This window comes from Kitasatospora sp. NPDC036755, from assembly GCF_040636595.1.
Classification (GTDB): Bacteria; Actinomycetota; Actinomycetes; order Streptomycetales; family Streptomycetaceae; genus Kitasatospora.
The window spans coordinates 1-18,731 of record NZ_JBEZUT010000017.1 but is presented as its reverse complement, the minus strand read 5'-3'; the positions used below and the strand labels follow the sequence as shown (position 1 = coordinate 18,731).

10 protein-coding genes are annotated in these 18,731 nt (G+C 72.6%); 7 read left to right on the top strand and 3 right to left on the bottom strand.

The genetic code is table 11. The features are described 5' to 3' along the window. Window positions 1-29: 29 nt before the first annotated feature. Window positions 30-6,368, bottom strand: a complete 6,339-nt coding sequence (locus AB0E96_RS04480; RefSeq protein ID WP_359818352.1) for a protein kinase — start codon at window positions 6,366-6,368, stop codon at window positions 30-32. Window positions 6,369-6,615: 247 nt separating this feature from the next. Here AB0E96_RS04480 and AB0E96_RS04475 point away from each other — a divergent pair, with 247 nt between their 5' ends. The 3 genes from AB0E96_RS04475 (at window position 6,616) to AB0E96_RS04465 (ending at window position 12,147) form a co-directional block, all read left to right on the top strand. Then, a complete protein-coding gene (locus AB0E96_RS04475) occupies window positions 6,616-8,325 on the top strand; it encodes an N-6 DNA methylase (RefSeq protein WP_359818349.1) in 1,710 nt (569 codons plus the stop codon). Between the two features lie 172 nt (window positions 8,326-8,497). Further along, window positions 8,498-11,134: a tetratricopeptide repeat protein gene (locus tag AB0E96_RS04470; RefSeq protein WP_359818346.1), complete on the top strand. Its 2,637-nt coding sequence runs from the start codon at window positions 8,498-8,500 to the stop codon at window positions 11,132-11,134. A gap of 53 nt (window positions 11,135-11,187) precedes the next feature. Then, window positions 11,188-12,147, top strand: coding sequence for a Gfo/Idh/MocA family oxidoreductase (locus tag AB0E96_RS04465; protein WP_359818343.1), 960 nt, complete (start codon window positions 11,188-11,190; stop codon window positions 12,145-12,147). 91 nt (window positions 12,148-12,238) lie between these two features. Here the strand turns inward: AB0E96_RS04465 and AB0E96_RS04460 are convergent, their stop codons facing one another. Next, the gene (locus AB0E96_RS04460) at window positions 12,239-12,694 is read right to left on the bottom strand and encodes an SsgA family sporulation/cell division regulator (RefSeq protein ID WP_359818341.1); all 456 of its coding nucleotides are present in this window, start codon (window positions 12,692-12,694) and stop codon (window positions 12,239-12,241) included. Window positions 12,695-13,205: 511 nt separating this feature from the next. Between AB0E96_RS04460 and AB0E96_RS04455 the strand changes: the two genes are divergently transcribed. The 4 genes from AB0E96_RS04455 (at window position 13,206) to AB0E96_RS04440 (ending at window position 17,504) form a co-directional block, all read left to right on the top strand. Further along, complete coding sequence (locus AB0E96_RS04455; RefSeq protein WP_359818338.1) at window positions 13,206-14,456, top strand: helix-turn-helix domain-containing protein; 1,251 nt, start codon at window positions 13,206-13,208, stop codon at window positions 14,454-14,456. Window positions 14,457-14,739: 283 nt separating this feature from the next. Then, complete coding sequence (locus tag AB0E96_RS04450) at window positions 14,740-15,570, top strand: alpha/beta hydrolase (protein ID WP_359818335.1); 831 nt, start codon at window positions 14,740-14,742, stop codon at window positions 15,568-15,570. Window positions 15,571-15,728: 158 nt separating this feature from the next. Continuing rightward, window positions 15,729-16,577 (top strand): helix-turn-helix domain-containing protein, encoded by an 849-nt coding sequence (locus AB0E96_RS04445; RefSeq protein ID WP_359818333.1) that lies wholly within the window; start codon window positions 15,729-15,731, stop codon window positions 16,575-16,577. A 156-nt stretch (window positions 16,578-16,733) separates the two neighbouring features. Continuing rightward, window positions 16,734-17,504, top strand: coding sequence for an alpha/beta hydrolase (locus tag AB0E96_RS04440; protein ID WP_359818330.1), 771 nt, complete (start codon window positions 16,734-16,736; stop codon window positions 17,502-17,504). Window positions 17,505-17,657: 153 nt separating this feature from the next. Here the strand turns inward: AB0E96_RS04440 and AB0E96_RS04435 are convergent, their stop codons facing one another. Further along, the gene (locus AB0E96_RS04435) at window positions 17,658-18,581 is read right to left on the bottom strand and encodes a glyoxalase (RefSeq protein WP_359818329.1); all 924 of its coding nucleotides are present in this window, start codon (window positions 18,579-18,581) and stop codon (window positions 17,658-17,660) included. Window positions 18,582-18,731 lie beyond the last annotated feature (150 nt).

The following is an 18,731-nucleotide window of genomic DNA, read 5'->3' as shown; positions in this document are numbered from 1 at the left end:
CTTAGGGTGTGGTCGGCGGGTGGGACGGGTCAGCGAGTGCGGAAGTAGTCGGCGTTCTTCTCGACGATGGCGTCCCAGTCTCCACCGACCGGGAAGCGCAGGACGTCCCAGCTCATCTCCTGGAGCCGGTCCGCGGCCTCGTCGTCGCGGGTGGCGTCGTCGCTGTGGGCCGGGCCGTCGACGAAGACGGCCACCCGGGCGTCGTCGAACCGGAAGATCAGGTCGGGTTTGGCCGCCGCCTCAGGGACGAAGGCGGACACCTCGTCCGGCAGCCGGTGGCCCTTGGCCTTCAGCCAGCCGAGCAGGTCACCGGCCGCGACCAGCTCGTCGAAGTCGGCTTCGAGCGGGGTGACGAGCTCCGGCGAGGAGCTGTCGCCCGCGGTGTCGGCCGCCAGCCGGAGGAACTGCTCGCTGCGCGACTCCCCGCGGGCTGCTCGCTCGGTCTGCGCGCCGGTGAGCCGCAGCAGTAGCGGGCCGGCCGCGTGGCGGCTGAGCTGTCGGTGGTGGGTCTGATTCCCGTACGTCAGCAGGCACTCGTAGCAGCCGCGCGCGCACTCCCGGTCCTCGGCCGGGCCGCCCCGGTCGACGCCGTCCGCGTCGAAGTGGCAGATATCCAGGGCGGTGCGGGCGGCCTTGGCGAGCGCGTGCCGGTCGTGCTGGAGGCGGCGCAGCACACCGGCGCCGCCCTCCGCGGCCTCGGTGAGGAGGATCCGGCGGCGCGGGCCGTCGGCCGGCGGCAGGAGTTCAGCGGTCAGTTCGGCGTCCTCCAGTTCGAAGGCGGCCTCGATGCCCCGCTCCAGCGCGTACATGAACGACAGCGCGATCGGCTCCGGCTGAGCCTCGTCGAGGGTGACGACGAGGATGTTGCGGCGGTCCTCGACGTACGGCAGGACCCGCTTCTTGCGGCGCTTCTCGTTGCCGTCCTCGTCGACGACCGGCAGGCCGGTGCCCTCGATGGCCTCGGCGGCGGCCTTGTCGTTGAGCCAGCGGCCGTCGCCGAGGTCGAGCCAGTAGCCGTCCGGCTCGTTCTCCTTGTCACGGACCCGGCCCAGGTTGGTGATGCGGACGGTCGCGGAGTCGCCGTAGTCCAGGGCGAGTACGGGAGCGCCGTCCGCGTCGCTGACGTGCGAGGTGAGCCGGCCCTTGCGGGTGCCGTGGTCCTGGAACGCGTACGACGTCTCCAGGCGGAAGCCGGCCCGGCGCCGCTCCTCCTCGTCGGAGGAGATCCGCTCGCGGGGCGTGGTGTAGACGGTGTGCAGGTGCAGCAGGTTGCCCCGCTTGTTGCGCAGGGGTTCCCGGCACATCGCGCACAGGTCGTTGCCGGCCTTCACCTCGTGGTGGTAGCCGCAGTTGTCGCAGCGCTTGGACTCCGCGGTGGCGAGGTCCCCGGTGGCGTCCGGAGGGAGCTGGATCCGGGTGACCTGGTACCGGGCGCCCTCGTGGTAGATCAGCGCGCCGGGGCCGAACTCGCGGATCGCGAGGAAGCGGGGGCGCTGGAGGTAGTCGCCGTCGGTGTTGCGGCGGCTGCCGGAGCGCGGGATGTAGGCGGCCAGCGGCAGGCGCGGGAAGCTGTAGCCGGGCAGGAACCCCTCGGAGGCGAGGTAGCGGTACGGGTTGAAGTCGCTCATGACCGACTTGGCGTCGGTGGAGCGGTTCAGCAGCAGGTCCCGCTGTGTCTCGGCCTCGCGGCGGCGCGAGCGGGCGCGCGCCTGCTCGCCGTTGCTCAGTGTGGTGTCGACGACCCGTCGGTTCTGCTCGTACTGGTCGAGCACGGCGGCGCGGAACAGCTGCCGCCACCGCTCGAACGCTTCGTCGAAGGCCTTCGGGGCCTTGGCGAGCTGCTCCTCGATCCAGTCGTCGTACCACCAGGTGGTGTCGGTGAAGTCGGGGATGAGCGGAGACAGCACGGTGCGCGCGGCCGCGACCGCACGGCGCCGGGCGCTCTCGTCCAGCGACTGGTCACGGATGTCGGCGAGCAGCGGCAGCGGCATGTTCGGGTCGGGACGCTCCTCGCCGTCCGGGTCGAAGGCGACGTCGATCACGTCCGGTACGGCGCGGCCGAGCCGCATAGCCGTCTCGGCCAGCCAGATGCCCTGAAGGTGGGAGCGGACCAGGTCCTCGTTGGCGAGGTCGAGGCGCGGCGGGGTGACCTGCCCGGCGACCATGGCCTGCGAGTGGCGGAAGTAGTACTGGTCGTGGCTGTTGCCCGTTGCGCAGTAGGTGGTGACCAGCGCGGGCTGCCCGGACCGGCCGGCCCGGCCGGAGCGCTGGGCGTAGTTGGCCGGCGTCGGCGGGACGTTGCGCATCATGACGGCGTTGAGCGAGGAGATGTCCACGCCTAGCTCCATCGTGGGGGAGCAGTACAGCAACGGGAGGCCGGCGGTGCGGAACGCCTCCTCGCGCTGCTCGCGCTCGTCCGGGGTCACCTGGGCGGTGTGCTCACGGGCGAAGAGTCCGGCGAGGCCGACGGACGCCTCCTGGTAGAGGCGGCGGAAGAAGGGGTTGACGCGCGGCCCCTCGCCGCTGCTGTAGGTGCGGGTCAGCGGGTCGACGGCTCCGGTCTCACCGGTCCCGGCGCGCCAGATCAGGGCGGCCGCGGAGACCCGGTAACCGGTGCGCTTCTCCGCCGTACGGCGGCGGAATGCCGGGCCGGAGGCTTCGGGGGCGACGTTGACCTCGTTCACGAGGCCGACGTCGCACAGTACCTTCAGCAGGTCCTCGATGACGGCCTGCAGTTCGGTGAGGTCGAGTTCGCGGAAGGACGGGGCGGTGCGCCTGAGGTACTTGCCGAACTTGCCACGCGCGGAGAGGAACAGCGCGGTGCGTTCCATTCCGGGCTTGGACGCCGTCGGGTAGGCGGTGCCGACGCCGGGCTTGTCGGTCTCCGAGAGCACCCAGGCGCCGATCAGCCGCTCCTCGCTGGCACGCTGCAGGGCGTCGAAGTCGTCGCGGAAGTACTGCACGTCGATGGCCAGGGCCCGGCGCATGAAGTCCAGCAGGGCCCGGACCACCTCGGCGCGCAGCGCCGGTTCGGCGTCGCGCAGGGCCTCGTGGGCCGAGGCCCAACGGTCCTGTTGCTCGGCGAGCCAGTCCAGGTCCTCGTAGTCGATCCGGAGCAGACCGGTCTGTTCCAGGTTCGGCATGGTGATGCGCCAGCCGCGTTCCAGGTCGCGGTAGAGGCGGTAACCGACGACGTCGCGGAAGGTCTTGGTGGCTCGCCGCTCCATCGCCGGCGCCATGGTCGGGTTGCCGGTGTACTCGCGGGGCGCGAGACCCATGACGTCGGCGACCGCCTGCGCCAGGTCGTCGTGGTGCAGACCGTCCTCGCCCGCCTGCAGGGCGGCCTGGTACAGCGCCCCGCGCAACTGAGTGACCTGGGCGAAGTCGTTGAAGTGGCCGGCCTGGAGGGAGGCATCCTGGCGGTTGTCGACGAAGGTCAGGAGCTTGCGGGCCTCGGCGGACAGGACCTCCTCCGGCACGGCGCGCAGCGACTTCACGATCGACGCGGAGATGACGGACGTCGCCGACGAGCGGCCCTCCTGGTCGAGGGTCGCGAGCTTGGCGAAGTCCCGGCCGCGGGTCTGCTCGTAGGAGATCTGGCAGTGCAGGCAGAACAGGAAGGGCGCCGGGACGAACGCCGCGACGAGTCCCTCGCCCGATTCGCGGCCGTGAGGGTCGACGACGATGCGCTGCGGCACCCGCGCTCGGTAGGACTTCTTGACCACGTTGGTGCCGTGGGCGTCCGGCTCCAGCCAGGACTCGGGGAGCCGGCGGTCGTCCACCGCCCGCTGCGGGTCGGCCGGCCACTCGTAGTCCTCACCGGGCACACCGATGTAGAGGTAGCCCTCGCCGGCGCGCCCGCCGGAGGCGGAGGTGTCGCGGCGCGGCTCGTAGCGGGCCGCGCCGTCCTCGGTGGTGCGCCACACGGTGACGTACTCCTGGCCGCACTCACGGCAGAACGCCAGCGGAAAGAGCGGCCTTCCGCCGCTGCCGGGCTGCTCCAGCTGGTAGGTGCGGGTCAGCGGGCGGGTGAGCGGGTCCTCCAGGGTGGTGTAGACGGTGTCGCCCTTGGAGAGGAACTGGTGTAGCCGGAACGCGAACAGCGGCCGCTCGCTGATCGGGTGCTTGGCCTGGGAGCCGGCCTCCAGTGTCGCCCTGATCGTCTCCTGGACGACCTCCTCCGGGACCCCGGACGCTGCGAAGAGCTCGGCCGCGGCCTCCTCGATCTTGCCGGGAGCGCGGCGCCGGAGCCGGCCGGTCCCCTCCTCGCGCTCCAGCCCGAACCGGGACTCGATCCAGCGGGCCAGCGGGTCCTTCGTCAGTGCCTCGTACCCGCGGGGTGCGGCGACGGCTCGCAGCCGCTCGGCCGGGACGGTCGAGGGGGGCTCCTCGGTGGCGCGGACGAGCGTCTCGCCGATCACCCGCCGCGGCAGGACGGTGGTGCCGAACAGCCGGCCGGCGACCTTGGCGACCTCCCGCTGCTGCTCCTCCCAGCTGCCCTCGGTCGACATGGTCGCGGACGTGCCGATGCACTGGAGCGTGTCCGCCACCCGGCAGGCCTCGCGGACCCGGCGGATGAGCAGGGCGACGTCGGCGCCCTGCCGTCCGCGGTAGGTGTGCAGCTCGTCGAAGACCAGGAACTGCAGACCCTCGGCCATCCGCACCAGGCTGTCCCGGTCGCCGGGGCGGGTGAGCATGAGCTCCAGCATCACGTAGTTGGTGAGCAGGATGTCCGGGGGGTTCTTCCGGATCTCGTCACGCCGCGCGTCGCTCTCCTGTCCGGTGTAGCGGGCGAACGTGACCGGTTCGCGGCCCTCGCCGAACCCGTGCCGCAGGAACTTCTCCAGCTCCTTGAGCTGGGAGTTGGCCAGGGCGTTCATCGGGTACACGACGATGGCGCGCACCCGCCCCGCGGTGCCGGGCCCCGCCGCCGCGCGCTCCTTCAGCACGCGGTCGACGATCGGGACGATGTAGGACAGCGACTTGCCGGAGCCGGTGCCCGTGGTGAGCACGTAGGAGTCGCCGGCCTGGGCCGCCTCGATCGCTTCGCGCTGATGGCGGTGGAAGGGGATCGGCCTGCCGTCGGGGCGGCGCGAGGTCTCCTTCTTGCCCGTCTGGAAGATCTCGGCGCACTTCGGGTGGAGGGTGCCGTCCTCGACGAGGGCGGTGACCAGGCCGCCGTCCGCGAAGAAGGGGTTGAGGGAGAGCCACGGGTCGGGCCACTGCGACTTGTCCGCCAAGTCGTCGTCGATGAAGCCGGAGATCCGGCTGTCCCGGACATCCGCGGCGCCCTTGGTGAAGCGCTCGTACTCGTCGATCAGGGTCTTGTGGATGCCGAAGACGTCCATCGCGTCGGGCAGCCTGCGGGGCGGGCGCGGGACCGGCACGGGCGCGGCCGGCGAGGGCGCGGGGAATTCGGAGCGCAGTCGCCCGACCGGATCCATCGCCGTCCAGTGCGGGGCGAGCAGGGTGGCCGTCTCGTCCGGGGCCAGGGCGAGCGGCACCAGCGTCTCGCGGACCAGCGTCGCGTTCTCCGGCCGGTTCGCCTGGTCCTTCTCCAGCAGGCGGGAGACGAGGCGCACCAGTTCGGGCGGCAGGTCCGGACGGATGACCGTAAGCGCCGGCGGAGCGTCGTGCTTGTGCTGCTCGGAGAGGTCGAAGGGCGTCTTCGCAGCGAACGGAGGCCTGCCGATCAGCAGCTCGTAGAGGATGCAGCCCAGCGCGTAGAGGTCGGCCGGGGCCGTCACCTGCTCGGCCCGGAACTGTTCCGGGGCCATGTAGCGAGCCGTGCCGACGCTGACCCCGGTGCTGGTGAGCCGGGCCTGGTCGGGGTCGTCCACGATCCGGCCCATGCCGAAGTCGAGGATCTTGACCGTACCGTCCTGAGTGAGCATCACATTGGCCGGTTTGAGGTCGCGGTGGACGACACCGGCAGCGTGTGCCGAGGCCAGCCCGGCCGCGATCTGCGCCGCGATGGCGGCGGCCCAGGAGACCGGGAGCTGGGGCTCCTCCTCGATCAGGTCACCGAGCGGGCTCCCGTCGAGCAGTTCCATCACCAGGTACGGCAGGTTGCCGCCGGTGGCCAGGGTGTCCACGCCGCCGGCGACGAGCCGGGTCAGATTGGGGTGGCGGGGAGAGAGACGGCGCATGATGTCCACCTCGCGGCGGAAGCGTTCGACCTCCTTGCTGTCCTCGGACGCGTCGATCGCGAGGCCGGTCCGGCTGCGCAGGATCGTCTTCAGGGCGACCCTCCGGTCCGGAGAGCCGTCCGGGGCGTCGAGGTCGATCGCTTCGTGGACTTCCCCCATGTTGCCGCGACCGATAGGCCCCACGACGCTGAACCTGCTTGCGACCGTCCCCAGACCCACTGGCGCTCCCCTGCCTCACGTGTCTTGTTCTCGTCGTACGCGGCAGACGGGCAGCCTGCTGGCTGCCAGCCTACTCGACGAGCTGTGCACACAATAAAGTATGCGTTGACTCTGTCAACAAATGTCGAGATGGTTGCCAACTGCTCGTCGCGCCGTCAGGGTGCTGAGGGAGGGCTCGGTGCGTGAGTGGTGTCAACGCAGTGATAGCGTCCTGTGTATATGGGTAGCGGCGTGTACGGTGGCGGCCATGGAAGACCCTGCGGCGTTCGGACCGGTCAGCGACGATGTGCCACCCACACTCGTCACCAGTGCTGAGATCGCCCGCCTGGCGGGTGTCACCCGAGCTGCGGTCTCCAACTGGCGGCGCCGCTACGACGACTTCCCGGCGGCCGCGGCCGGAAGCGGTTCGAGTCCGCTCTTCGACTGGCCCGCCGTCCAGGAATGGCTGCGTCGACGCGACCGGCACCAGGAGGTCTCCCTGGAGGTTCAGGTCTGGCAGGCGCTGCGCACTGCGTACGGCGACGCGACTGTGGCCGCCGTGGCGGCTGCGGCGAGGTATCTTGCGCGGACTGGCACCTCCGAAGGTGAAACCGGAAACGACACCGCGGGAACGACCTCACCTCTCCCGGGCGCTGTGCAGGGCCTGTTGGACCGACTCGTCGAGGAGTCGGACCCGAGTACCGCGCTGCGCGCACTCACCGACCGGATGGCCGACTCCGTCCGTCGGTCGGGGTCCGACCAGGTCACCTCCCCGCTGATTGTCCGTGCTGTCGGCCACTTCGCGCCGACACCCCAGTCCGGCTGGACCGTGTTCGACCCGGCGTGCGGGATCGGCGCCCTGCTTTTCGCGGTGGAGTCCGAGCACGATCTCATCCGGGTCGGTCAGGACAGCGATGCTGACGCCGTGGACATTTCCGTTGTTCGTGCCGGCCTCGCCGGTCACGGCGAGGTCCGGATCGCCCACGGCGACTCCCTGCGGTGTGACCGCTATCCGGGACTTGCCGCGAACCTCGTGCTCTGCGACCCGCCCGTTGCCGCCGGGGACTGGGGGCGGGATGAACTCCTGCTCGACCACCGGTGGGAGTTCGGTACCCCGTCCCGCGCAGAGGGCGAGCTGGCCTGGCTCCAACACGCCTACGCGCACACCGCCCCGGGCGGCCAGGTCCTCATGGTGATGCCTGCCTCCGTCGCCTACCGCAAAGCCGGGCGTCGGATCCGCGCCGAGCTGGTCCGCCGCGGCATCGTCCGCCAGGTCGTGGCCCTTCCCGGCGGGGTGGCTTCCGGCCATGTCCTCCCTGTTCACCTGTGGAACCTTCGGCGACCGGTGGACGGTGAACCGCGCCCCGAGAGTGTTCGCTTGATCGACCTGACCGGGAACACCCCCAACGGTCCGCTCCGGCCAACCGACACACAGGTTGTGGATGTTCCGTTGGTGGACCTCCTGGACGACGTCGTCGACCTCACCCCTGCCGTCCACCTGCCCACCGTCCGTCGGGATCTCGCCCACGAGTACGAGCAGGCGCGGTCCGCACTCGCCGACGCCCTTGCCGGGCTGCATGACCGGTTGCCCGAGCTGCGGCGCGGCGACGGCGCCGATCTGTGGGACGGCGCCACCGTCACCGTTTCCGACCTTGCCCGTGCCGGACTCATCGAACTGCGCGACGGCGAACCCCGGGCGGTAGGCAGCCAGGTCGACCCCGAGTACCTCGACGGATTCCTCCACGCCAGTCCCAACGTTCGCCGCTCGACCTCCCAGAGCGGTTCGTACCGTCTGGACGTCAAGGGTGCCCGTATTCCCCAGCGCGAACTCTCCGTCCAGCGCCGATACGGCGTCGCGTTCCGGGCGCTGCGCGACATGGAGCGCGAGGCCACCAGGCTGGCGCAAGCCGCGCAGCGCCTCGCCGACATCGCCCGCGAAGGGCTGGGCACCGGAGACCTGGAGCCTGACGGAACGTAAGCAGAGCTCCGACTCCGACTCATGGGTCTTCCCGTGTACGCGACGACGTGCTCCCGTCGGCCAGCGCCGCGCCTTGTGGTGTCGCTCCGGGAACTGACAGGATCTCAGGTCGGACGCTCCTCTGGCGTTGCGAACCGGACTCCCGCCCTGGCGGCACGGAGAAGGAGGCACGATGGCTCGGGTGAACCTGCGGGCCGCGTTCACGAGCGGCCTGTCGTCCACCGTCACGGCGCAGCAGGTCTTCACCGACCGGGTCGACGAGGTGGCGGCCTTCGAGCGGTCGGTGGAGTGCCTGCGCCGGACGCTGGACGAGGCCGAGGTCTCGCCGGTGCTGGACCGGGCGCAGGGGCGTCGCAACGTCCTGACGCTGTACGGGGTCGGCGGCATCGGCAAGACGACGCTCTCCCACGAGCTGGAGCGCCGGCTGCTCGCCGGTGCGGCGGCCGAGGGCCGGGACGATGTCGTGACCGTGCGCGTCGACCTCTCCGAGGACGGCGCATGCGACATCGAGGGCCTGCTGTTGCGCCTGCGGGCGGGGTTGGGGCAGTTGGGCAGCCGCTGGCAGGCGTTCGACCTGGCGCTCGCCTCGTACTGGGCCCGCGCGCACCCTGGGGAGGCCCTGCAGGGCTTCCTCGACTCCTCGCCGGCCCTGCGCCGGGCCTCCCGGAGCATCGGGCTCGGCGACCAGATCGCGGAGACGGTGCGGGATGTCGACCCCGCCGGGCTCGGCGGGTTGACCGGGCTCGCCCACCGTGCCGCCCTGGCCACCTACCGCGCCGTCCGCGACAGGGTGCGCGAGGGACGGCTGCTGGCCGACTGTGAGCTGTTCGCCGAACTGGTCGAGGCCGACGCGGACTACGAGACGCTCTCCTACTTCCCGTACCTGCTCGCCTGGGACCTCGACCGGCTGCCGCACCGGGGCCAACCGACCCGTCGGCCCACGGTGTGCGTGTTCCTGGACACCTTCGAGGTGGTCAACGGGCGCGCCGACCGCGCGGTGGAGCGCTTGATCCAGCGCTGCGCCTATCTGATGCCCAACGTACTGTTCGTGATCACGGGCCGGAACCGGGTGGACTGGGCCGACACGGGCATGGGCGGCGAGCTGGACTTCACCGGCCCGCAGTGCTGGCCCAACCTGCACTTCAGCAACGACACCGTGGAACCCCGTCAGCACCTCGTCGGCTACCTGTCGGACTCCGACGCCGACAGTTACCTCCGCGAGGCGCTGGTCCGGGACGGCCGGCCCGCCATGCCCGCCGAGGTCCGTCGGCGCATCATCTCCGGCGGCCAGGGGCTGCCGCTGTACCTGGACCTGTCGGTGTCGCACTTCGTGGCGCTCCTCGCCCGCGGCGGGCAGCCGTCGCCGGCCGACTTCGGCGGCTCGTTCACGGCGGTGGCCACCCGGTCGATCCGTGACCTGCCCCGAGAGGAACGCGATCTGGTACGGACCGCGGCGCTCACCGACAGGGTCGGTGCCGAACTGCTGAGGGCCGGACAGCCCGGCGTCTCCGACGGCAGCGTCGCCCGGTTCCTGCGTCGGCCGTTCCTGACCCACGACGACGCCTATGCGCTGCCGTACGCCCTGCACGCGGCGCTGCGTCACGCCATCGGGGAGGCGGACCGGACCCTCCCGGACGGCTGGTCCGACCGCGACCGCAGTGAGGTCGCGGCCCGATTGCTCTCCTGGTTGGGGCAGCGCCTCGGGCCGGGCGCCGGACGGGTCGCCGTTGCCCACGCCCTGGAAGCCGGGCTCAAGCTCTCGGCGGCGCACGGGGTCTTCGAGGACTGGATGGCCCGTGCGACGCAGCGCCTGGTGGAGGCGGGGCAGTGGTCGGAGCTGGGTGCCGGGCTCACCGTCGAACGGGCCGGAACACCGGAGTACCACGCCGTACTGGCCGCCATTCGGGGTGTGCAGCTGCGTCGTACGGGCCGTGCCACGCAGGCGGTCGAGGTGCTCGGCGCCGCGGGGGAGGGCCTGCCGTCGGGCAGTCCGACCGCCCAGCTGGTGCGGATCCACCTCGCCCATGCGCTGCGCAACCACGGCGACTACGCCGAGGCGGCCGAGATCTACCGTGCCCTGGTGGGGGGCGAGTTCGATGCGGCGGCCCGGTACTGGCTCTGCGACTTCGACTACCTCAACGGGCGGTTCGGTACCGCCCTGGGTTCACTGCGGGAACAGCGCAGCCGAGGGCCGGAGGACGAGGGCGAGCGGCTCCGGTTGATCGGACACATCTGGCGGGTCAACGCCCGTTTCGACGAGGCGAGTTCCGCGTACGGCGAGGCGATCGGCCTGGCCCGGCGTGAGGGCCTGGCTGCCGCGGAGGCGAAGGCGCTGGCCAACCTGGCGCAGACCGTGTGCTGGTCCGGCGACACGGTGGCGGTGTCGGACGCGGCGGCCCGCGCACGGAACCTGCTCGACCTGGTGCCCAACCCCGTCGAGCTGGTCAAGGTCCGTTCCGCCGAGGCGGTCGCTCACGCGGTGGCCGGCGAGGACGAGGCCGCCGTGCAGGCGATAGAGGGCACCCGGCGGCTGGCGGACGGCATCGGGTACCGCGGGGGTCACAACCTGGCCGACGTGGCTCAGGTCCTGTTCCGGGTCCTCGACGGTGACCACGACGGCGCCCGCCGCACCCAGGCCGAGCTCGACGCGCGAACCCGCCGGTCGGGCGGCAACACATACTGGGTCCCGATCGTGACCAGTTGGATCGAGGGGGTCCAGGCGGCGATGGAGCACGACCCGCGGGTCGAGTGGGTCGACGGCCCGGCCGTGTCGCTGGGCCGGTGGGCGCGGGTGGCCGCGCGACGATGAGGCAACCGGAGTCCTGAGGTGCAGGGCCGGATCGGACGAGGGGAAGAGCGCTCATGACCAACCCGGTACGCATCGAGCCGGTACGCGTCGGCTTGGTCGGGGTCGGCACCATCGCCGAGACCCACCTCGCGGTGCTTGCCGAACGGCCGGACGTGCGGCTGGAGTTCACCGTTGATCCCCGACCCGCGGCGTCCGTGGAGTTCCGCGGCCGCAGGCCGCCCCACTACGGCGACCTCGCCCGCGCGCTCGGCGAGCACCAGCTGGATCTGGTGGTGATCGCCACCCCGACCGAGACGCACGCCGAACTGGTGGAGCTGGCCCTGCTCCGCTCCACGGGCCGGGTACTGGTGGAGAAGCCGCTCGTGCATGATCACGAGGCCCTCGCGGCGTTGCGCGACCTGGACGGCAGGGCCGACGTGCGCGGCCGGGTGTTCACCGCTCACCACTTCGCGTTCTCGCCGGAGGTCGACTGGGCGGCAGAGCTGATCGCCGCACACCCTGACTGGGGGCCGGTGACGACCATCACCTCCGCCTTCTACGACCCTTACGTCCTGCGGAGGGCGGAGGCCATCGCCTCGTATGTGTCGAGCTGGATGGACTCCGGGGTGAACCAGCTCAGCATGCTCACCCGCTTCGTGGAGCTCACCGGACTCACCTCCGCCCGGCAGATGGACGGGGGCGCGAGCGCGTGGTGCACGGTGGGATTCCGGTCCCGGGGCGGGGCCGGCTCGGCCCGGCTGCGCAGCAGCTGGCTCACCGGCTCCAGCAGCAAGGAGAGCAGCCTGGTGTTCGGCGGTTCCGGTGTCGAGATCTGGATCGACCACACCGCCATGACCGGGTTCGCCGCCAGGGAAGGCGAGTTGCTGGCTTCCTTCGGCAACGACGGCCGGACCGGGCGGAAGGTCGCCCACTATCGCCCGCTGTACGCCAGCCTGCTCTCCGACCGGCCTGACCCGGTACTCGGCCTCGATGTCACGGCGACGATCACCGCGATCCATCACGCGGTGTTGTGAGACCGGTGCCGCCGATGTGCTGACCGTGGATGCTCTTCGGGCCGGGTGCTGGGAGGTGCCGGGCGTGGGGGCTTCTCGGTGTCGTCGGGGGTCAGGCGGCGAGGTCGTCGAGTTCGGTGGGCCAGTCGATCAGGGTGGACTCGGAGCCCTGGGGGACGAGGGTGAAGGCTTCCCGGCGGAGCCAGCGGCGGACCTGTCGGGAGGGGAGGTCGACGAGGACGACGTTGTCGCGGTTGCGGAGCATGATGCGCAGTGAGGCGCGGCCGTGGCAGGTGCAGGGCGGCCAGATGCGGACGTCGCCGAGGCCGGCGGGCTTCTGGAGGCCCTCCCACAGGAGGTCGCGGGAGAAGCGCCAGGTGCCGCCCTCCGCCGCGGGGCCGAGGAATTCGAGGGCGACGGCGAACGGGTCGTCGCTGCGGTAGCCGAGGCGCACCGGGATGTCGACGGACTCGTGCTCGCCGAGGACGAGGCGGGCGTCGAGGGCGAGGTCGGTGCCGGCGGCCTCCGGGTGGGGCTGGGGGTCGGTGGCGGGGTGGTGTGCGGGCATGGGGTCTTCTCCTGGGCGGTGGGGGCGGCGAGGGGGCGCGCCGGGCGGTCGGGGCGCCGTGCCGGTGGAGGCGCGGCGGCGCCCTCGCCTCGGGCCCTGGGAGCTGCCGAGGAGCAGGGGGAGGCGGATCGCTGCCCAGGCTAGGAAGGCGGTGGAGGCGCGGATGTTCCGGCCGTGCACCGCGAGATGACGTTCCGTGCACCGTTCGGCGGGCGCGGAGGGCAGGGTGCGGGCCCCGCGTGGTCGCTTCCGTGTCGTCCGGTGACCGGGGGTCGGTTCGGCCGGCGGTCGGGCGGCCGGTTCTCGCGGTGCCCGCTGTGGGGTCAACTCCCTTGTGGTGGAATGGGTTTGGGGGTCGGGGCAGGGCGCGGTGGGAGGTCCTGTCCGGTAGTGGGTGAGGTCGGGGGCGGGCTTCGGCCGGCTGGTGCGGGGGCCCCGGATCCTCTGATTGTTGAACGTTTGTCTACCTGCTTTCGCTCCTTGTATGAATGGCGGCGGGAGGCTTTTGATCATGCAGAGGTGGATCCAGCGCGCGCGTTCGGGAGGCGATGCGCTGCAGACGTTGGTGGACGGCCTGGCCGAGGAGCTGGGGCGCTCGGTCGTTCTCGACGACCCCCTGGTGCGGATGATCTGCACCAGCCGGCACTTCGGTGACGAGGACCGGGTGCGCGTGCGCACGCTGTTGCAGGGCATCGCGGACGACGAGGCCATCCGCTACGTGCTGTCCCGGGGCGTCGCCCAGTGGGCCCGCCCGGCGGTCCTGCCGGGGCGAGACGACCTGGGCCTGCGGCCGCGGTACTGCGTGCCGATCCGCGAGCGGGGCCACATGCTGGGCATCCTCATGGTGGTGGCGGTGGGGGAGCCCCTCACGGAGGCCGAGACCGAGGCCATCGACCGGACCGCCCGGGCCCTCGCGATCGAGATGTACGCCGAGCAGCTGGCCTCGGACGACGACGAGAAGCGCACCCGTCGGCTGGTGGCCCAGCTGGTCGGCTCGGACTCGGCGCAGCGCTGCTCGGCGCACCAGCGACTGCTGGACGACGGCCTGCTGCCGGCCGGCCCGCACGTCGTGGTGACCAGTGTGGCCGTTGCCGGTCAGCGGGGCCCCTCCGGCCAGGTCGCGGTGGCGCTGCGCGGTGCGCTGGAGCCGTTCCGGCAGACCCGTACCGGCCGCGGACTGCCGGCCGTCGAGCAGGACCGGGCCGTCCTGGTGCAGGTCTTCGACCGGGAGCCGTCGGCGGAGGAACTGGAGCAGCAGTGCCGCGCCGTGGTCCGCTCGCTGCGGACCTTCCTGGGCGCGGAGGCGGACGCCGTGGTGGGCGTCGGCGGCCGCCGGGCGGCGCTCGCCGACGCGTGGATCTCCCACGACCAGGCCCGGGTGGCGGTGCGCGCGGCCCGTCGGCTGCCCCGGCTGGAGGGCATCGGCGACTGGGAGCGGCTCGGGGAGTACACCGTGTTCCTCCAGCTGCCGGACGACGCGCTCAACGACTCCCTGCTCCCGAAGCCGCTGCGGCGTCTGCTGGAGGGCGGCGGCAACGCCCGGCTGGAGGAGACGCTGCGCTGCTTCCTGGAGAACGCCGGGTCGGCGCCCAGGACCGCGGAGGTCCTGGAGGTCCACCGCACCTCGCTGTACTACCGGCTGCGCCAGATCCAGGAGATCACGGGCCTCGACCTGGACGACGGCGCGCACCGACTGGTGCTGCACATGGGGCTGCGGCTGTGGGACCTGCTACAGGCGCCCCGGGGAGCAGCCGCCCGGTAGAGCGTGCCCCGCGTGGCAGTCGAGGGCCTGCCGAGGGCAATCGACGGCCCGTCGGGGCCGTCGGGGCCCGGCCGGCGGGCGCCCGGCGGACGGCCGGCCGGGGCCGGGCGGTTGCTACAGAGTGATGAAGCTTTGTCGGGCAATCCCTACGTTGGTCGGTGGCCAACGGCTCGGGCGCACGGCGAGAATCCTCACTACGAGCTGCCGCTCATACCCCCGGCCACCTGCGGGTTCCGGACCGCCCGGACCCACGAGCCGAAACGAACGGACAAGAACGAGCACCATGCACGAACTGATCACGAACGACGGCGTCCGCCTGGCCTACCGCGACAGCGGCGGCGAGGGCGTCCCGCTGGTGATGCTCCACGACTGGGGGCAGACGCAGGAGATGTTCCACCACCAGGTCGAGGGGCTGGCGCCGGGCCGGCGCGTCGTGACGGTGGACTTCCGCGGCCACGGCCGGTCCGGCAAGCCGCGCCACGGCTACCGCGTCGCGCGGCTGGCCCGCGACGTCCTCGGCCTGGTCGACCACCTGGGCCTGGACCGCTTCGACGCGCTGGGCTGGTCGATGGGCGCCTCGGTGTGGTGGAGCTTCGTCGACCAGTACGGCACCGGCCGGATCCGCCGGCTCGTCCTGGTCGACCAGCCGGCCGCGGTGGCGGCGGTGCCCTGGATGACCGACGCCGAGCAGCGCGAGTCCGGCGCGATCTTCGACGTGGCGGGACTCCTGGAGCTGGGCGCCGCGCTGGCCGGACCGGACGGAGCCGCGGTCCGCGAGGAGTTCGTCCGCTCGATGTTCAGCGGCCCCACCGACCCGGAGGTGCTCGCCTTCGTGACCGAGCAGATCCGGGCCACCCCGGCGTACGCGGGCGTCCCGCTGCTCTTCGACCACTGTGCCCAGGACTGGCGCGACGTGCTCGACTGCGTCGACGTGCCCACCCTGGTGCTCGGCTGCGAGGGGAGCCATGTGGACCCGGCCTCCCAGCGCTTCGTCGCCGAGCGGATCCCCGGCGCCCTGGTCCACGTGTTCCCGGCGAGCGTGGCGAGTTCGCACTTCCCGTTCCTGGAGAACCCCGGCGCGTTCAACGCCGTCGTGGAGAAGTTCCTCTCCTGATCCCTCCGCCGCCGTGCCCGCGCGGCGCGGCGAGCCCCGAGCCCCGAGCCCCAAGCCCCAAGCCCCAAGCCCCGAGCACCAAGCCCCAAGCCCCAAGCACCCGCACAGAACCCTCGAACCGGTCGGAGCCTCCCGTGATCCCGTCGGGTCCCTCACCCATGCCCGCATCCGAGTACCACCAGTTCGGTCGGACCGCCCGCGAAAGCGCCGGCGGCTGCATCGACGTCCTCTCCCCGCCGCCCGGAAGCGACCCCGAGGACTGCCTCTACGTCGCCCTGCACGTCCACGGCGCGGCCTCGGTCCGGCGCCACGGTGCCAGCACCGCGCTCGTCCCCGGGGACCTGCTGATCGGCACCACCCGCCACCCGGCGGGCCTGTTGCAGGACTCCGAGTGCCGGATGGTCCACTTCCGCGTCCCCTGCTTCTACCTGGGCGTGCGCCAGCGCGACGTCCAGCGCACCGGCGGGCTGCTGGCGCGGGGGAGCGAGGGCGTCGGCTCGCTCGCCTCGCAGTTCCTGCGGACCCTCGCCACCCAGTCCGCGGCGCACCGGGCCCGGCCGGGCAACCACCTCGCGCGCAGCGTCTCCGACATCGTCGCGATCCTGGTGACCGAGCTGCTGGAGCGGGAGGGGCCGGAGCATCCGACCGGTTCGGCGGAGCTGCTGGCGCGGATCCGCGCCCACATCGAGGAGAACCTCGCCGATCCGGACCTCGGGCCCGAGTCGATCGCCCGGTCCCAGCACATTTCGGTGCGCTACCTGCACAAGCTCTTCCAGCAGGACGGCACGACGGTGGGCCAGTGGGTTCGGCGGCGCCGACTGGACGCCTGCCGACGGGAGTTGGAGCGCCCGGCCCGTCGCCAGACCAGCGTCTCCGCGGTCGCGCACCGGTGGGGCTTCGTCAGCCACTCCCACTTCAGCCGGGCGTTCCGCGACGCGTACGGGGTGTCGCCCCGCGAGTGGCAGGCGTACGCGGCGCAGGCGGAGGGCCACCCTTCGGCCTCCTGACCGCGCCACCACGACCCGTTCGCGCGCCTTCGGTCCCCGCGAAGCCCCCCTCCTCCGTCGTCCCGCCGCCTGGCGACAGCGCCGGCCCGTCGACCGCGCGTCCGGCGCCGTTCGCCGTCCGGCGCCGTTCGCCGTCCGTCCCGTGAAAGGCCACCCATGCACTCCCCCCGGCCCACCGTCGTGCTCGTCCACGACGGCTGCTCCGACGCGACCACCTGGTTCGGCGTCACCGCCGAGCTCCACCGCCGCGGCCTGACCGTCCTCGCCGTCGCGAACCCGCTGCGGGGGCTGGCCCACGACGCCGCCTACCTGGCCGACGTCCTCGGGGGCATCGGCGGCCCGGTCGTCCTGGTCGGCCACTCGTACGGGGGTGCCGTGATCACGGAGGCCGGGGTGGGACCGGACGTCCTCGCGCTGGTCTACGTGGCCGCCTACCTGCCCGAGGTCGGGGAGAGCCACGACGTGCTCGCGGGCCGCTTCGCCCCCTCGCCGCTCATCCCGCGGCTGCGGCGCACGGAGTTCACCACCGGCGGCACCGGCCGGGCGACGGAGCTCACCGTGCCCGCGGAGTGCTTCCGGCCGCTCGTCGCGGCGGACCTGGACGAGGAGGTGGCGCAGGTCCTGGCCTCGCTCCAACGGCCCGCCGCGGAGCGGGTGTTGACCGACACGCCGACGGTGGCGGCCTGGCGCACCAGGCCCTCCTGGGCCCTGGTGGCCGGTGCCGACCAGGCGCTCTCCCCGGCGGGCCAGCGCTTCACGGCGGAGCGGGCCGGCGCCACCGTCCTCGACCTGCCCGATGCCTCCCACGCCGTGGCCGTCTCCCGGCCGACGGTGGTCGCGGAACTCGTCCACGAGGCCGTCAGGGCGGTCTCGGCGCGGCCGCGGAGGCCGTCGGCCGGGAGAGCCGCCGCGGCCGGCCGGGGGTGAGCGGGGTGAGCGGGGTGAGGCGGGGGTGAGCGGGGCAGGCGTTGCCCGGCGCGGAGCCGGGCCGGTGCGGCGGGGCGCCGAACACGCCGAAGGGCGGCCGGGCGACGCGGTGCCCGGCCGCCCGGCCGTTGGTCGGAGGCCGTGCCGCACCGGTCAGCGGTCGGTGTGGATCTCCGCGACGTAGCCGCCCGGGAACCGGACCATGGCGCTGTCCCGGGTGCCGGTGCGCACCGGTCCGGACAGCACCGTGGCGCCGGCCGCCGTGGCGCGTTCCAGGGTGGCGTTGAGGTCGGAGACACCGTAGCCGGTGAGTTCCTTGCCGTACGGGTAGGGCAGGTGGCCGTCCGTCACCGCGACGGTGGTGGTGCCGAAGCCGGAGGTGAGGCGGAGGAGCCGGTAGGTGGTCCCGGGCAGTCCGAGGGCGGCGCCGTCGGCCTTCCGGTCGTCGGAGACGATCCGGCCCTGGGCGAAGGCGAGGTAGCTGTGCAGGAAGTCGCCGACCGCGTCCGGAGACAGGTAGAGCCGGTTCTCGGGCACGCTGACCAGGTCCGGGTACGAGGTCGGGCCGGTGTGCACGTAGAGCTGGGCGCTGATCCCGCCGGGGAACTGGACGACGGCGTCCCGGCCGATCGGGTCGGCGAACGGCGCCACGGTGACGGTCGCGCCGTCGGCGCGGGCCGCCTTGACGGCCTGGTCGAGGTCGGTCACCAGCCAGCCGGTGCGCTCGGTGCCGAAGGGGTACGGGATGGGCGTGGTGTAGTCGAACACCGACAGGGTGCCGACCGGCGACACCACCAGTTCGGAGAGCGTCCGGCTGGGCGCCGGGGTCACCTGGGTGGCGACCGGACCGATCGTGGTGCCGCCGAACGTCGACGTCCAACTGGTCGCGAAGGCCTGTTCGGTGCCGGGCTCGACGTAGACGTGGGTGGTGTCGTACTGCGGGCCGACGGCGAACTGCCGGTGGGTGCCCGGCTGCTTCGCCGGGGCGCTCTGGGCCGCCGAGGCGACCGGGACGGCGGTCAGGGCGGCGAGCGCTGCCACCACCGGGACGATGCGACGGGCCGAACGAAGCTTCACGGGAACCTCCTGGTCGTGGTGAGCGCCCGGCGCCCGCTGGAGGGGGCGCCGGGCGCGGAGCTGCGGCCGGTACCGCCGTCGCGGTCCGGGGCGGGACGGCGACGGCGGTACCGGTGAGGGGCCGGCCGCCGTGGTCGGGGGCGGCGGCCG

Excerpts from the sequence above, each read along its gene's own strand:
- AB0E96_RS04475 (WP_359818349.1), top strand. The coding sequence starts at position 6,616 with ATGGAAGACCCTGCGGCGTTCGGACCGGTCAGCGACGATGTGCCACCC.
- AB0E96_RS04470 (WP_359818346.1), top strand. The coding sequence starts at position 8,498 with ATGGCTCGGGTGAACCTGCGGGCCGCGTTCACGAGCGGCCTGTCGTCC.
- AB0E96_RS04465 (WP_359818343.1), top strand. The coding sequence starts at position 11,188 with ATGACCAACCCGGTACGCATCGAGCCGGTACGCGTCGGCTTGGTCGGG.
- AB0E96_RS04460 (WP_359818341.1), bottom strand. The coding sequence starts at position 12,694 with ATGCCCGCACACCACCCCGCCACCGACCCCCAGCCCCACCCGGAGGCC.
- AB0E96_RS04455 (WP_359818338.1), top strand. The coding sequence starts at position 13,206 with ATGCAGAGGTGGATCCAGCGCGCGCGTTCGGGAGGCGATGCGCTGCAG.
- AB0E96_RS04450 (WP_359818335.1), top strand. The coding sequence starts at position 14,740 with ATGCACGAACTGATCACGAACGACGGCGTCCGCCTGGCCTACCGCGAC.
- AB0E96_RS04445 (WP_359818333.1), top strand. The coding sequence starts at position 15,729 with ATGCCCGCATCCGAGTACCACCAGTTCGGTCGGACCGCCCGCGAAAGC.
- AB0E96_RS04440 (WP_359818330.1), top strand. The coding sequence starts at position 16,734 with ATGCACTCCCCCCGGCCCACCGTCGTGCTCGTCCACGACGGCTGCTCC.